This window comes from Pedobacter gandavensis (assembly GCF_032677645.1).
Lineage (GTDB): Bacteria > Bacteroidota > Bacteroidia > Sphingobacteriales > Sphingobacteriaceae > Pedobacter > Pedobacter gandavensis_A.
Genome location: NZ_JAVTSB010000001.1, coordinates 1 through 16198 on the forward strand (window position 1 = coordinate 1; position 16198 = coordinate 16198).

The following is a 16198-nucleotide window of genomic DNA, read 5'->3' on the forward strand; positions in this document are numbered from 1 at the left end:
CTTTCAAATCTTCTTTAGTGTGTTTTTTATACTAAACCCTTCCTCCGAAGCGGGATGCAAAAGTAGGAAAAATAAGCTCCCCTGCAAACAATATTACCTTTATAATTGTATCACATCGCTAAGTACATGAGCCACAGTGTGTAAATCGTAAAAACAAATCAGACAGCACCTACCAGTAAGACAATTCAAGGTATAATACCTGAAAACGTAGTCTGTAAACCGGCTCTCCGGCAGATAATGTTGAATAAACTCAAAGGATTCCTTAATAAACCAATTCATAACGCCATCTAATCATACGTTCATCATACCTATATATATAGTATACCGAGACCAGGCCGATCCATATGATCCATCTGAAAGGTCATATTATATATAGGTATATCCAAAGACAGCCAATTGATATGCTTAAATCGCCAATTCAGCGTGGGTATACCCTAATAATATCCCCAAATTATGGAACATAGCAATGAGGAGACTGCCAATCAATCTCATTTTGCAGGTTTACGCGCCTATTCGGCATACCTAAGCCAGGCAACAGTACTATAATAGGTTGAAAAACAGAGCCGGTTGCTGCTTTTCATCGTAGTTCAAACCAATTACAGGAGTTATATGCTTAATTTAAAAATTCTAACCAGGTTTTGATTGCCGCGATCTGGATGTTGATTCATATCTATTTCTGAGAACCAAATATTCCGTTTCTAAGTTTCTAAAAGCTTTATCCGGTATCCTATTCTCTGGCTTTAACTCCATTTGACCCTTGTATTGCGCCATTACCTGCACATACCTCGCGTTTTCATATAAAGCTTCTGTCTCCACATTTTTTCCTTTCTCTGCTATAATTTTCTGGTTTTCCCAGGCACCGTTCAGATTGCCCAGATAAAGGGTATCTGAAACGGAATCATGGTTTGCAGCACTTAAAAACAGGTATACTTCCATAGAACTCTCCAGCTCTTCCTCGGCTAAAGCTAGAAAAGCAGTCCCCATCTCCCTTTTAGAAAAATTCAACTCTATTTTTTGCCTCCTGCTTTTTGGAAAATAAACCGCCAGTTGCAGACAGTCATCATATTGTGAACCCATTGCGGATTGATAAAAAGGATCCCAGCTGATTTGTAAACCACCTTCCACTTTCTCCATACGGAGGCCTTCAGGGTTCTTTAACGTACCCTTACTGAATTGTATTTTTGCATAATCGACGCTGATGTTCGGATATTCCCCCTGCAAAGCATTTTTCTTATTGTAGGATACCGCCAGGTTGTGCTGATTTCTGATTGTTCCGCGCGCTTCTAACTCAAATCCATTATTCAGATAATCTTTAAAATGACCCAGAAAATGCGTGATTACCCGCATAGACTCATGATTCGCCTTTTGTTTCGGACTAGGTTTGCCGGGTTTACCTACGGTTCTGTGAACCAACTGACCTCTTAACATATAAGAGACCACATTGCCTAGCTTACCGCTTGGGTAGCCATGCATTCCATTTCTTGAAATTGACATAATTTTAAAATTTAATTGTTTACTCAGTCCAAGTTGGACATAATTAAATTAATAAACAACAACGCAAATGCTGTCTTTAATATACTCAACAGACAGGCCTTAAACACACTTAAAGTCTGATTTAGGCCCTTTCAAAAAATACAAACACAGTAGCAGCGCGCAGGAGCAGTGATGATTTAACCTTAGAAAACCGTAAAATCTATCGGCAAGGTTAGCCTGAAATTAAGTTTAGTATCAAAAATATCGAAGCGCCTATAAATTAGTTTGTTACTGCAGCAAGATTAAACAGGATAAGTAGGCTTAACAGAGAGCCTGTTTGGTCATCAAGCCGGCTAAGGCCCCATCAACCCCCTCACAAAACGCCCTTAAAACCCCTATAAATCAAAGCCATTCCTCTGACCTTCTACCCCTCTTTTCCAGCTAAAAAAAATTATCCAACAAAAAAGGGCCATGCTAATTGCATGAGCCCTTCCATTTTATTTGGTTGTTTTAAAACGATGCAGATTTACTTGTTTTTGATGACCTGTAAAGCCGTACCATTTAAAGTTACGTTAGCCTTATCAGACACATTATACTGCGTCTTTACAATTTTGGGATTACTCAAGGTCAATTTACTTGCTCCCGGAATCTCAAACTCTGCAAATTCAATTTGATTGTCCTGATCAAGATTCAGCGCAGCAGCACCTTTCTCCTCTCCTATCACCGCCTTTAATGTTTTCAGTACCGCTTTATCCATACTAACAGAAGTTGAACCATCCATCATAATTTCCAGATTGTCACCTTTTAGGCCTTTTAAGACCACTTCAGAGCCAAAATAATTGACATTTTCCTGTGTATTTCCTTTCGGCCAGTAAGCAACCGTTTTCAACTTACTTAAGTTATTTACAATCAGCACAATATCGTCGTATCCAATAGTTCTGATCGCTTTTTTGGCTTCATCTGTCAGGCCGATGGTTAAAGTTTGTCCTTCCTGATTAAGCGCTACCCGGCTTTTAATTCTTTTTCTAATCCAGATGCCTTCTTTCTTCCCTGGTTCTATCACAACCGTTATCAAATTGGCAGCGTTCACATTTAATGTTTCCACATTTTTCATTTCTGTAAACTCGCTTTCATTGAAACGATTTTTATAATCACCTGCTTCATAGGCAGCTTTTAAGGAGAAATTATAGGTCGTAATCATCCCTAATGAGACGATAATTGCGGCAATGATCAACATGTTACTTGTTTTCATCTATTTCTAATTTTATGGTTAATTATCAGATGGGGCATTTATCAAACATTCCTGACGCTAAAGAAAACGCGCAGTTTATTCGAAAAGCTGTCACTGATGGTCATATTTCAATTTAATCCTGGTGGTAATGTTCGGCTTTAAACTGCTCAAACCTTTCTTCAATTTCTTTCATACTGATATCCAGCAGATAAATATTCTTGAAGAATTCGGGAAGGGCATTTCCAAGAAAACGTTCCTTACTATATTCCTTGATTTTCATTTCCGCATCTGCGGCGATAAAGAAACCAATCCCCCGTTTGTTCGTAATTACCTCTTTATTCTGCAAGAACTCATATGCTCTCACCACGGTATTGGGGTTTACTTGTAGTTCAACGGCTAAATCTCTGACCGAAGGAATCTTCTGATCCAGGGGCCATTTGCCCAATACAATGTGTTCTCCAACATAAGCTGCTATTTGCAGGTATATCGCTTCATTCTCCCTAAATTCCATACTACACCTGTTTTTCTTTCAATTTAAAATAAGCGCCGATCCATAAGATCAGCACGATTGTATACGTCATCCCTATCATAATAGGTTTAATGGACGATTGTGCTTCTAAGCTATAACGAACATCAGCTTCTCTTAAGGTTGCATTAACTAAGGGGACTACCTTTTCTAATTTTATCCCTAAAATAGCAGATGCTAAAGGCTGATTGATCAAAATGAAGAACAGACAAATTACGGCTACCGTGAAGGCGGTTTTTATAAAATGGAGTTTTTCAAAAAACACGGCACCGAGGAAAGCCAGGCTATGAAGTACGGCGAAAGTAATCAGTGCCATGCCATAAGTTAATCCAGGGGTCTGTAAGTTCAACACCTCCATTTTTTTATCTGTTCCTGAATTTTGCACGGTTAAAACCAGCAGGTCCACCGCGTAAAAACTAAGTACAAAAATCAATTGATAAATTAGAAAAGAGTAAATCCAGGCCACCAGATATTTCTCAAAATGTGAGGCTGGCAACATCAGGGTGGCTATTGATTTTCTACTATTCCCAAGATCTGAGAAAATCATGCTGGTAAAGATTGATCCGGCTCCGATAAAGAAACAGAAAAATATGGTAAACTGACTCTTAATACCCAAATTTCCACTACTTAAATAGGATACGTAGCCCAAAGTTGTTGCCAGCAGCGCGACTATTACGCCCACAGATAACAGATAGGTTTTATAATATTCCTGAGTATGTTTAACAAAAAGCTGTAAAAATCTCGAAAGGTTAAATATATTATTCATGAGGCGTTTTTTAGTTTAAATGGTTTGTAACTGATTTATGATCGTTGATGAGGGCACTAAAAAGAAGTTCAACATCAACTTTACTAAAAGCTTCGTTATGGTTTACACTCATGGTATTCAAACCTATCCGGTGTGCTTCCTCATAGATGATCATTGCCTTATCCGATGGTGCAGAACTACTAAAATGAATGCGCTCAGCGATTTCATCCAGGCTCTTATTCAAGACCATTTCCTGCTCATGTACAACCAGGAGGCGATCAATCAGGCTGTCTAAATCTCTGATCTGGTGGGTAGAAATGACAATGCAACGCTCTGCTGTTAATGCACCGGCAATGATTCTCCTGAACTTCGCTTTAGAAGGAATGTCCAAACCATTTGTAGGTTCATCCATAATTAACAAGCTTGTATTTGTAGCGAGGCCGAAAGCAATCATTACTTTTTTCTGCTGGCCAAAAGATAGTTTATTCAGAATACTGGTTTGCGGTACATCAAATTCTGAGAGCATCCGGTAATATTGTTCTTCGTTGAATTTAGGGTAAAAATGTGCTGTATTTTGGGCAAACTGAACAGCAGAAGTTCCTGGTAAGTAAATCTCTTCCGGAATAAAAAACAGTTCCTGCAAAAAGCCGGGTAAACGGTCTGCTGCACGATAGCCTTTCAGGCTGCAACGTCCTTCCTGCGGAAACACCAGGCCGGCAAGGTTTTTAAGCAGTGTGGATTTACCTGCCCCATTCTTTCCAAGAAGACCATAGATATGGCCAGGTTGAAGTTTTAAGTTCAGATTTTTAAACAACAGCTTCTTTTTGCTGTATCCAAAAGTCAGGTTAGAAATTTCTATCATAGCGGTTAAGTTTAGTGTACTAGTTAACTAGTACACAGTAAAACTAAACAATAGTTTTAATTATCCAAATAATTAATTTGAAAATATTTTTCATGCTGACTAGAGCAGCTAATTAAATGATGTATTTCGTTGTTGAAGAATCGCTTATCTACCAGGATCAATAAGCAGATGGGGCATCAATCAAAAACCCTCCAGTGACGCTAATCGTCATTGGAGGGTTAATCACCTAAAATCTCAAAGCGGGCTATATTCCCTAAGCCTCCTTAAAGCTTCAGAAGGCCTGTATTAAAGCGCGGTTTACCCTTAAGGGAGGATATCAAATTCTTCTTTTAATTTGATATCTTCAGAAGAGTGGCCGATCATCACGCGGAATTTACCCGGCTCCACCCTCCAGTTCATATCCTTATCAAGGATAGAAAGATCGTCCGGGTTGAGTACAAACGTTACTGTTTTTTGTTCGCCTGGTAAAAGTCCTACTCTTTCAAAACCACGCAGGTCAGAATCATAAGTGGTTACGCTACTCACCATATCTTTAAGGTATAACTGTACCACATCGTCGCCTTTACGTTTTCCGGTGTTCTTTACATCCACGCTGACTTCAATAGTAGCGCCTGCCTGTTGCGAGCTTTGTTTCACTTTTAGATTAGCGTATTCGAAAGTGGTATAGCTTAAACCGTAACCAAATGGGTATAAAGCACCATTTACACTCGTTTTACCGTATCCATTGTTTCCACTGCTTGGTTGTCCGGCTTGAGAAGCGGGTTTAAAAGGGAAGTTATATTCGAGCTGTCCGATTGATTTTGGGAAGGTGATGGGTAATTTCCCACCAGGGTTATAGTCGCCGAACAAAGTTTCTGCAATGATATTTCCACTTTGTGGGCCAGGAAACCAAGCTTCCAATATTGCAGGAAGGTTTTTATTTTCCCAGTTGACGGTTAAAGGCTGCCCGTTTACCATCACCATCACCACCGGTTTACCGGTAGCATGTAAGGCCATTAACAACTGTAATTGTCGGCCGGGAAGGTTTAAACCAGTACGGCTCAAACTTTCTCCGACGCGTTTCTCATCCTCTCCTACTACGGCGATGATCACATCTGATAATTTCGCTTCTGCCACTGCGGCATCTATTCCAGCCTGCTCCTCAGCAGTCAATGGCGTTGGAATGATTTCACTTTCCGGCCAGGTTGGATCAATAATGTCGCAACCTTTCACATAATTTACAGTTGCTGCTGTCCCTACGTATTTTTTTAGCCCATCCAAAACAGAAGTGATGGGATTATTTGAAGGGCCATATCTGCTGGTCGTATAGTTTTGTTCTGCGGCAAGAGGACCGGTAACCATGATTTTCTTCAGATTCTTTAGCGTTAAAGGCAATAAATCAGCTTCGTTTTTTAGCAAGACCAGAGACTCCCGACTCAGCTGTGCGGAAAAGGCTTCATCTTTGGCTGTATGTACCAACTGATCTGATGCTTTGGTATTTTGCACATAAGGCTGATCAAAAAGACCTAAACGGAATTTAACACGCAATACATTTCCGACGCGTTCATCGATCGTTTTCATGGATACACGTCCTTCCTTGATCAAGGCTCTTAAAGGCATGATATACTCCTCAGGCATGGTGAAATTGGTGCGGACATCCAGTCCGGCTTCTACCGCTTGTTTCACCGCACCTTTATAGTCATCCACCACATGGTGCTTAGAATAAATGTATTCTACGGCTTCGCTATCCGAAACGATATACCCATTAAACCCATATTTTTCTCTTAGCAATTCCGTTAAGAAATAGTGACTTCCAGTGATTGGAACGCCATCATAATCGTTGTAACTACTCATTACCCCCATTGGCGCAGCTTCCTGAACTACCCTTCTAAAAGGATACAAATGAATCTGGTGTAATTCTCTGAGTGCCACATGGGGATCGGTACGAGCATGTCCGTCTCTGCCACCTTTTGGAACACTATAGACTGCAAAATGCTTTAAAGTAGCGGCAACGCCATTTTCCTGAATGCCTAAGACCATTTGTTTGCCGAGCTCGGCGATGTGGTAAGGATTTTCACCGTAACACTCTACGACTCTACCCCAACGCTGGTCTCTGGCGGGATCAAGAATGGGTGCATATACATTGGTATAGCCCAATGCTTTTGCTTCTCTGCCTACAATTGAACCGGCTTGTCTTACCATAGCCTTATTCCAGGTGCTACCGATATTGATTGGTGCAGGTAAGGGCGTTGCGCGATCATGACATAACCCATGGATGCCTTCATTGGTGAAATCTACGGGGATGCCCATTCGGGTTTCCTCTATAAACCACTTTTGAAGGGTATTTATCGCATCGGCATGTTTGCTAAATGGGTAAGAAAATTCCGTTACAGCCTTATTATTATAGGCCAGACTGTTTAATGCTTCGTCAATATTGGCGATACCGTCTTTCCAGACTTTTGTTTTCCATTCTGCGACTGGCATTTCCTCTTTTAGTACCCTGCCATAGCCATAAAGTGTGGCCATCTGACAGGTTTTCTCTTCCACATTCATTTGAGAAAGTAAATCGGCTACCCGTTTTTCAATCGCCTGTGTTGGGTCTTCGAAGATGTCCTTCTTCCCGTTTTTATTAAAGTCTATCCAGTTTTTCTTATAAATATTTTGATGTTGGGCAAATGAAACACTCTGTAGGGATAAGAGTGCCCCGGCAACGATCAGCGTCTTTTTCATCATCATCGGCTATTACTATACTTGGTTATAAATCCGACTAAATTAAAAGAATTAACTGGTTTAGTACTGGCTATTGTATCAATGATATTGGCAATTTAGTTCGTTAAAATAAAGGCTCTGCTAAGGTTTTTGATCTAAACCTGTTAAATTTTCCAACCTATTTCCGGCTTCCGATCTAAAAACAATCAACTTTGATTTCAGGTAAATCAGGAGTTGGTAATTGGTCATTTGCAACAGGCTATCTTTTGGGGGCCGATACGTATTGAGGAATAGGTAGAGGGAATCTCCGCTGAGGGCAGTCCTCCCATTTCCAGTGCTCAATCCGGCAACCAGCTCTTCATTGTATCGCGAGTTCACATAAGCCGCAGATTCATCCCTGAGTAGTTTTTTCCTGAATTTATTCTGCTTATTGTTTTTACTGGTCAGCAAGCTAACCAGTCCGCCAATGTTGAGGGAAACAAATTCAAAAGGCAAGCGCGGATTATGTGAAGACACCGGGACAAATACAGATTTCCAACCAGACGCTTTATAATTGAAAACACTGGCATATTCCTTTCTCTTTTGCAGTGAATCTTTTTTATGGTTTCTCTTCGCCACAATGGCTACTTCCTGCAACCCGATCTGGCTTTCCCTGAGTTCAATCAGCAGTTCCGTTTTCATACCGGCAGCATAGGGCAGTGTCAAGGGGAGGTAGTTGAAGCCGGAAAACTTTAGGGTATCCAGTTTTTCAGGCATCATACTAAACTCGCCATTGTTACCGGTTACCGTTCTACCGGACCTCATTTTAATCCGGATGTTTGGGATGGGCCGTTTGGTATCCTGATCAATCACCCTGCCCCGAATCAGTTTAGGGAAGGATTGTTCCTGAGCCAGGCAGTGTAGCTGGATCGCTATCCAGAGTAAAAAGATCAGTGGAAGGGTTTTCATAACATAAATGTAAGTCAGCACAAGACTGATTTAAAGAACTTTAACACCCTTTAACCTTTTCGTTTAGCCTGCTGATTTATAAGGCAAGTCCTTCATTCCTGTATCCCTTTATAAAACCGGTGATTTTTAAGCGGTAAAACAACAAGAAATACTTATATTTAATCCTCCTTATCGCCTCAGGTGACGATTTTATGAATTGTCATTTGTTAAAATATGTTAAGGGTTTGACGGGATGAAACGCTTTCCATAGTTTAGCGTCCTATTATTTTTAATTGACGTTATCGTATTATTAACTTATCTTTGCAGAATGTTTAAAATTAAACACGTATTACTATTAAGTTTCACCATTATAGCCCTGACTATAGCGGGTTGCAAAAGCCAGTTTGAAAAAATCAGATTGAGCAATGATGTAGCCAAGAAATATCAGGAGGCCATGAAGCTCTACAACAAGAAGAATTATTCGAAAGCGATTATTCTTTTTGAAGACCTTTCACAGAAGTACAGAGGTAGAGCGGAAGCGGAAGACTTAAACTACTACTACGCCTTAACCCTTTACAAATTAAGAGATTACACCACTGCCAGATATCAGTTTAAATCATTTGCGGATACCTATCCGACCAGTAAATATGCAGAAGAATGCAGATACCTGGGGGCTTATTGCTACTACCTGGAATCGCCAAAATCTTCCTTAGATCAGACGAATACCAAGGCAGCGATTGACGCTTTACAGTTGTTTATCAACTTTTATCCAAAAAGTGAGCGTGTAGCTCAGGCGAGTAAATACATTGCAGATTTACGTGCAAAACTAGAGACTAAAGCATTTGACAATGCTAAATTATATTATGATTTGGGCGCAGCTGATGTCAGCAATTACAAATCAGCCGTAATCGCTTTAAAGAATGCACAAATTGATTTCCCTGATATTAAGTATGCAGAGGAGATGGATTTACTGATCGTGAGATCACAATATAACTACGCAAAAAACAGTATTGAAATCCGTCAGGAAGACCGTTACAATGAAGCGATCACTTATGCCGATGAGTTTATGAATTCCTATCCAGAGAGTAAATTGATGGATCAGGCTAAAACATTAAAGGCTGATAGTGAATCTGGTATTGAGCATGCAAAACGTATGATTGCGGAATTCCAAAAGAATCAGGAAAAATATAAAGCCATGTTGGCGAAAGAAGCTAAGGCGGATAGTACCAATACTACAATTAAAACCCCCATCAAATAATGAACACGAATAAACCTGCTGTACCGAATACTACGGTTACTAGAAATGTTAATGATTTAGATCAGAAAACTGAGAATATCTATGAGTCTTTAGTAATTATTTCTAAAAGGGCTAATCAGATTTCTAACAACATTAAAGAAGAATTACACGGTAAATTAGCTGAGTTTGCTTCTTCAAATGACAACCTGGAAGAGATCTTTGAAAACAGGGAACAAATCGAAATCAGTAAGCATTATGAGCGTATGCCTAAGCCTAGCTTAATTGCTATTGATGAGTTTCTTAATGACAAAATTTACTACAGAAACCCTGCTAAAGAGCAACAATAAGATCAGGCATAGGTATTCCATTGCATTCATGCATTAAAAAACTATGCTAGAAAATAAAAACATTATTCTTGGCGTTTGCGGCAGCATTGCAGCATATAAATCAGCGATACTGGTCAGGTTACTGGTAAAGGCTGGCGCAAACGTTAAAGTTATCCTTACGGCCGATGCGGCGAATTTCATTACTCCGCTCACCCTGGCTACCCTTTCAAAAAATCCTGTATACACGCAATACTTCGATGCCGAAACCGGTGTCTGGAGTAACCATGTTGAATTGGGCCTTTGGGCTGATTTCATGGTCGTTGCACCAGCTAGTGCCAATACTTTGGCGAAGATGGCTACAGGAATCTGCGACAACCTTTTATCTGCGGTTTACTTATCTGCAAAATGCCCTGTCTTTGTTGCTCCGGCGATGGATCTGGACATGTGGAAGCATGAGAGTACCCAACAGAATATAGATAAATTGCTTTCTTATGGAAATCAGATCATCCCTCCGGGTGATGGAGAACTGGCAAGTGGCTTGTATGGTGCCGGCCGGATGGCTGAACCTGAAGACATCCTTTCTTTCCTGAATGAGGCTGCAAAAAAAGGACTTCCTTTATTGGGTAAAAAGGTGCTGGTTACTGCCGGCCCTACTTATGAAGCGATTGATCCGGTTCGCTTTATTGGCAACCACTCTTCCGGGAAAATGGGCTTTGCCATTGCGGATGAGTTTGTAGCCTTAGGCGCCGAAGTTACCCTGATTACCGGTCCTACTGCCGAAAAGAGCAATAGTACGCTGAAAAGGATTGATGTAGTGAGTGCTGCCGATATGCTGGCTGCTTGCGAAACCGCCTTTCCTCAAACGGATATCATGGTGATGAGTGCTGCTGTAGCAGATTATACTCCAGTTGCCGCGGCAGATCAGAAGATTAAGAAAAACAGTGCGGAATTCAGTCTGGAACTTAAAAAGACAACAGACATCTTGGCTACGCTCGGACAAGTTAAGTCTGGCAATCAGATTTTAGTGGGTTTTGCACTGGAGACTGAAAACGAAGAGGCTTATGCCAAATCGAAACTCAGCAAGAAAAATCTGGACCTGATTGTACTCAATTCTCTCAACGACAAGGGGGCGGGATTTAAGCTGAATACCAATAAAATCACTATATTTAATAAAGCAGGGGAAAAGATCGTGTTTGAAACTAAATCAAAGACAGCAGTGGCAAGGGATATTTGCAATGAAATACTAAAACTAGTTCATTAATGAAAAAACGCTTTCTCCTTCTCTTTATCGCTTTCCTTTTTAGTCAGGTTATTGCTCGTGCTCAGGAGCTGAATGCCCGGGTTACGGTTGCTGCTCCTACTGTTCCGAACATCAATAAGCGGAACCTGGAGATCCTTCAAAACACAATCAGAGACTTCTTAAACAATAACAAGTGGACGAATGAAACTTACCTGCCAAATGAACGGGTAGAAACCAATTTCGTGATCACAGTAACTTCATGGGATGGCGGTTCAGGTTATAAAGCAGAGGCACAAATCCAATCGAGCAGACCTGTTTATGGTACTGCATATAACAGCACCATCCTGAACATTAGCGACAAAGATTTTGACTTCAATTATAACGAAGGTTCGGCACTTGACTATTCTGAACAGAATTACATTTCTAACCTGAGTTCTTTACTTGGCTTCTACGCGCATACCATTATTGGGCTGGATAAAGATAGTTTTAGTCAGCTTGGAGGAACCCAGTACTTCATTAAAGCCCAAAACACGTTAAACCTTGCCCAGGCATCGAGCAATGCGGGATGGAAGGCTTCTGACGGACTAAGAAACAGATACTGGTTAAATCAGAACTTACTCGACAATTCCTTTGAAGAACTGAGGGGATTTATCTTTAATTACCATTTTAATGGGCTGGATCGCTTGCAACAAGACGAGGATAAGGCTTTAAAAAAGATCGTTTCTTTTCTTGCCAATTTAACAAAAATGGACCGCCAGAAAATAGGTTCAATCTTTCCAAATATGTATTTCTCCAGCAAAGCAGATGAAATTGTAAACGTGCTTTCTCTGGGTAATCCGCAGGAACGCATCACTTCTTATCAGTTACTTTCTGAAGTTGACCCTGGAAACCTTAGTAAATACGAGGCCCTAAAACCGGTCCAAAAAGGCATGTAATCCCCTTTTCAAAAAATATTTGTTATTTTTTTTACCAAACATTTTGTTTCTACGAATAGATTCGTACATTTGATTACGAAACAATTCGTACATCAAGAGATATGACCCAATCTACCCCCCTTAAACCCACGGAAAGCGAATTAGAGATCTTACAGATATTGTGGGAAAAAGGCCATTGTACGGTAAGAGAAGTACATGAGATTTTGGAAAAGAACAAGGAAGCAGGATACACCACCACTTTAAAGCTGATGCAGATCATGTCCGAAAAAGGTTTGGTGAGCCGTGATACTTCTTCAAAAACGCATATCTACAGGGCATTGGTTAATCAGGAGAAAACCGAGCAACACCTCGTGAGTAAAATGATCGACAATGTGTTTAACGGTTCCGCTGCACGTTTGGTGATGCAGGCCTTAGGCAACCACAGTGCCAGTAAAGATGAAATCGATTCGATTAAAAAATACCTAGACAACCTAAGCGACAAATAACCTAAGCAAGAACCACATTATGGAAGCAATTGTAAACAACCTGATCAAAGCAACCGGCTGGAGTATATTCCACTCTTTATGGCAAGGTGCCATTATTTATGGCCTGTTATTCTTAATCGTCCTTGCTTTTCCAAAGCTAAGGTCTGGCCTCAAACATAACCTCGCCTATGGCGCTTTATGCCTCATCTTTGTTTGCTTTTGCATCACCTTTTTCTCCATATTTAAACTTCCACAGGTTAATGGTACGCAGCAAAGTGCCAATCTGATGATCAGCGCGGCTTACTATGAGTACCTAAACGACATTCCCCAGAATATCAGCAGCAAAGCCGAACAGATGTTCCCCTACCTCGTTACGGTATATGGCATTGGATTACTGTTCCAGTTGTTTATTCTACTGGCTGGTTATCAAAAAATGCAGCAGCTTAAGAATTCCGTACATCAGGCTGTTCCTGCGGCATGGGCCTCGATATTCGAAGAGATGCGGAGCCAGTTAAAGTTAAAGCAACACATTGGGTTTTACCTTTCAGACCAGGTAAACGTTCCCCTGGTGTTGGGTTATTTTAAACCGATTGTTTTGTTTCCAATTGCTTTGGCTGCACAGCTGGATCTGAAACAGGTGGAGGCCATCTTAATCCATGAGCTTTCTCATATCCGCAGAAATGACTACCTCTTAAATCTTATTAAAACCGGTATAGAAACCATTTTATTTTTTAATCCTTTCATCTGGCTCAGTGGCAGGTTCATCAATATTGAACGTGAACATGCTTGTGATGATCTGGTTGTACAGCTTACCGGGACGCCGGTGACGTATGCTCATGCCTTGCTAAAGCTGGAAATTCTGAAAGACAAATCTGCCCCTGCCCTTTCCATGGCGGCGACAGGAAAAAATCAACATTTGTATCAACGTATAAAAAGAATTACAGACATGAAAACGACTTATATGAATGCAAAGCAACAGTTCTTTGCCATCACACTAACCATTATCACCGTAATTTCTCTGGCTTGGGTGAAGCCTTCTAAAGCAGAAAAAACAGCTGTTATTGCGGCAGCAGCGGCAGCTCCTGAAATGGAGATCGCCGGTATAGGGCTTAGATTTCAAAAGCCGGTGGCCGTAACACTGAAAGTGGCAAAACCCGCAGCAGCTGTTTGTGCTGACACCACAAAAAACAAAAAGATAAACCGTGTAGTGATTACGACAAATAAGAATGGTCAGCGGAGTTATTATTACCCTGATAGCCTTGGAACCGGTGTATTTATCGCAGATAGCATCAGAAATACCAGCATGGCCTTCTTATCTTCTCCGGAATGGAAAGCACAACAGGAAGCCATCCGTAAAAATGCTGAAGAGATCAGGAAGCAATTTGATTCTCCGGAATGGAAGAAACAACAGCAGGCCATTGTTGCCAATGCAGTAGCCATGGCCAAACGTTTTGATTCCCCGGATTTCAAGAAAAATCAGGAAGCTATGATTGCAAATGCAGCGGCCATGAAAAAACACTTTGATTCTCCGGAATGGAAAAAACAGCAGGAAGATATCCGTAAAAATGCGGAAGCAACCATGGCTCATGTTAATTCTCCGGAATTCAAGAAAAAAATAGCTGAAGCGAAAGCACTTCAAAGTTCAGCAGAATACAAGGAACTGCGTAGCAAATTTGATGCTGAAGTAGAAGCATTAAAAAAGAAAAAGGAAACTGAAAGCTCAGAAAAACCAAATAACTAAGGAACACCAGTAAACAGAACTAATGGCAGAAGATTTTTCTTCTGCCTTTTTTATGCGAAAGAACCCAGCTTCATTGCTTAAGATTTGTTATTTTAGCAGGGTAATATGCTACAGAAACTTTCCATTCGTAACTACGCTCTAATAGACAGCGTTGAGCTAAAACTCGACAAAGGTTTAAACATCATCACCGGGGAAACTGGTGCTGGTAAATCTATTATGCTGGGTGCCCTGTCCCTGATTCTCGGACAACGTGCAGAAACCAAGTATTTCTTTAATCAGGAGAAGAAATGTATCATAGAAGGCCAATTTCTTCTGACTGATGATACGCTGCATTCTTTATTTGAAGAGAACGACATTGATTTTTATGAGGAAACTATTTTAAGGAGAGAGATTTCTACCGATGGTAAATCAAGAGCATTCATCAATGATACTCCGGTTACGCTTGGCGTGATGAAACAAGTTGGAGAAAAATTGATTGATATCCACTCGCAACATGCGACTTTAGAGATCAATGATCCCGGATTTCAACTTTCTGTAGTAGATACGCTGGCTGATCATCAATCGCTGCTGGCCCAATACCGCAAAGGTTACAAACAGTATAAAAAGCATTTACAACTTCTTGCTGCCTTACAAACCGCAGCTGATGAAGCGAAAAGCAGACAGGATTATGAGCAGTTTCTTTTCACCGAACTTGAAAATGCAAACCTGAAAATGGATGAGCAAAGTTTGATGGAGATAGAATTGCAAACGCTCAATAATGCAGAAAGTATCAAAAGAAGTCTGGTGAATGCCTATGGCTTACTTTCTGACCAGGAAGCTTCGGCCCTGCCGGTTCTAAAAGAGGTGATTGTTCAGATTCAGGCGATAGAACGCTTTAACCCGGATTATGCACAGCTGAATGAGCGTCTTCGTTCTGCGCTGATCGAATTAAAAGACATTGCCGCAGAAACCTTAAATCTGGAAGAAAGCACGGTTTTTAATCCTTCAAGAATTGAAGAGATCAACAGCCGTCTGGATGTGATTTATACCTTAGAACAAAAACATAAAGTCAATAGTATTGAAGAACTGATGGGCATCCATCAAAAGCTTTCTGATAATTTAAATAATCTATTGAGCAGCGATGAAGAAATTGATCGTTTAAATCAGGAAATCGCTCAACTGAAAGAACAATTGGAGGAGATGGCCGCCATTTTATCTTCGGATCGGGATAGGTCTATCATAGCCACAGAAAACGAGGTTGAAGCAGTATTGCAACTGGTGGGTATGCCAAATGCAAAGATCAAGATTGTAAAAACACCTTTAGAGGAGTTGAATAAAGATGGAAAAGACAATGTAGTGTTGCTGTTTTCTGCGAATAGTGGTCAGCCACCGGCACCGGTTGGCAAAGTCGCTTCGGGTGGAGAGCTTTCCAGATTGATGCTGGCTTTGAAATCAATTATGGCCAAACATACGGCTTTACCTACCTTAATTTTTGATGAAATTGATACAGGTATTTCCGGAGAAACTGCCCTTCGCGTAGGTGATGTAATCGGTGATCTGGAAAAAAACATGCAGGTGATGTGTATCACCCACCTTCCACAAATTGCGGCTAAAGGTGAAGCACATTATTTTGTGTACAAAAATGAGAAAGGGGTACGTCCTACTACAGGAATCCGCCGATTGGCTCCTGAAGAGCGCATTCACGTCATTGCAGAAATGCTGAGTGGCAAGGATCCGGGACTTCCGGCAATCGCCAATGCAAAAGAACTTCTGGGTTATTAAAAGCCGGAACTTATATTTATAACGCTTTAGCTACATTAGTCT

Annotated in this window: 14 protein-coding genes; 7 read left to right on the forward strand and 7 right to left on the reverse strand. The window is 40.8% G+C overall.

Going from position 1 to position 16198, the window contains the following annotated elements; translation table 11 throughout:
* Positions 1-627: 627 nt before the first annotated feature.
* The 7 genes from R2Q66_RS00005 to R2Q66_RS00035 all read right to left on the reverse strand — a co-directional run bounded on the left by R2Q66_RS00005 (position 628) and on the right by R2Q66_RS00035 (position 8473).
* Positions 628-1494 (reverse strand): DUF6266 family protein, encoded by an 867-nt coding sequence (locus tag R2Q66_RS00005; RefSeq protein ID WP_316745661.1) that lies wholly within the window; start codon positions 1492-1494, stop codon positions 628-630.
* Between the two features lie 505 nt (positions 1495-1999).
* Positions 2000-2725 carry a hypothetical protein gene (locus R2Q66_RS00010; RefSeq protein WP_316745663.1) on the reverse strand — a complete coding sequence of 242 codons (726 nt, stop codon included), beginning with the start codon at positions 2723-2725 and terminating at the stop codon, positions 2000-2002.
* Between the two features lie 112 nt (positions 2726-2837).
* Complete coding sequence (locus tag R2Q66_RS00015; protein WP_316745665.1) at positions 2838-3215, reverse strand: GntR family transcriptional regulator; 378 nt, start codon at positions 3213-3215, stop codon at positions 2838-2840.
* Position 3216: 1 nt separating this feature from the next.
* A complete protein-coding gene (locus tag R2Q66_RS00020; protein ID WP_316745666.1) occupies positions 3217-3996 on the reverse strand; it encodes a hypothetical protein in 780 nt (259 codons plus the stop codon).
* 10 nt (positions 3997-4006) lie between these two features.
* The gene (locus R2Q66_RS00025) at positions 4007-4837 is read right to left on the reverse strand and encodes an ABC transporter ATP-binding protein (RefSeq protein WP_316745667.1); all 831 of its coding nucleotides are present in this window, start codon (positions 4835-4837) and stop codon (positions 4007-4009) included.
* Positions 4838-5140: 303 nt separating this feature from the next.
* Positions 5141-7552 (reverse strand): glycoside hydrolase family 3 N-terminal domain-containing protein, encoded by a 2412-nt coding sequence (locus R2Q66_RS00030; protein WP_316745668.1) that lies wholly within the window; start codon positions 7550-7552, stop codon positions 5141-5143.
* 114 nt (positions 7553-7666) lie between these two features.
* Positions 7667-8473, reverse strand: coding sequence for a carboxypeptidase-like regulatory domain-containing protein (locus R2Q66_RS00035; protein WP_316745670.1), 807 nt, complete (start codon positions 8471-8473; stop codon positions 7667-7669).
* Positions 8474-8780: 307 nt separating this feature from the next.
* Here R2Q66_RS00035 and R2Q66_RS00040 point away from each other — a divergent pair, with 307 nt between their 5' ends.
* The 7 genes from R2Q66_RS00040 to recN all read left to right on the forward strand — a co-directional run bounded on the left by R2Q66_RS00040 (position 8781) and on the right by recN (position 16156).
* On the forward strand, positions 8781-9710 hold the full coding sequence (locus tag R2Q66_RS00040; protein WP_316745671.1) for an outer membrane protein assembly factor BamD: 930 nt from the start codon (positions 8781-8783) through the stop codon (positions 9708-9710).
* Positions 9710-10036, forward strand: a complete 327-nt coding sequence (locus tag R2Q66_RS00045; RefSeq protein ID WP_062550173.1) for a DNA-directed RNA polymerase subunit omega — start codon at positions 9710-9712, stop codon at positions 10034-10036. Before R2Q66_RS00040 ends, R2Q66_RS00045 begins: the two co-directional genes overlap by 1 nt.
* A gap of 43 nt (positions 10037-10079) precedes the next feature.
* Positions 10080-11276, forward strand: coding sequence for a bifunctional phosphopantothenoylcysteine decarboxylase/phosphopantothenate--cysteine ligase CoaBC (gene coaBC, locus R2Q66_RS00050; RefSeq protein ID WP_316745674.1), 1197 nt, complete (start codon positions 10080-10082; stop codon positions 11274-11276).
* Positions 11276-12190, forward strand: a complete 915-nt coding sequence (locus tag R2Q66_RS00055; RefSeq protein ID WP_316745675.1) for a DUF4835 family protein — start codon at positions 11276-11278, stop codon at positions 12188-12190. Before coaBC ends, R2Q66_RS00055 begins: the two co-directional genes overlap by 1 nt.
* Positions 12191-12291: 101 nt before the next feature.
* Positions 12292-12675, forward strand: coding sequence for a BlaI/MecI/CopY family transcriptional regulator (locus R2Q66_RS00060; RefSeq protein WP_316745676.1), 384 nt, complete (start codon positions 12292-12294; stop codon positions 12673-12675).
* A 19-nt stretch (positions 12676-12694) separates the two neighbouring features.
* Positions 12695-14395, forward strand: coding sequence for a M56 family metallopeptidase (locus tag R2Q66_RS00065; RefSeq protein ID WP_316745678.1), 1701 nt, complete (start codon positions 12695-12697; stop codon positions 14393-14395).
* Between the two features lie 105 nt (positions 14396-14500).
* Entirely contained in the window at positions 14501-16156 is a 1656-nt protein-coding gene (gene recN / locus R2Q66_RS00070; RefSeq protein ID WP_316745680.1) for a DNA repair protein RecN, read from the forward strand.
* Positions 16157-16198: the final 42 nt, after the last annotated feature.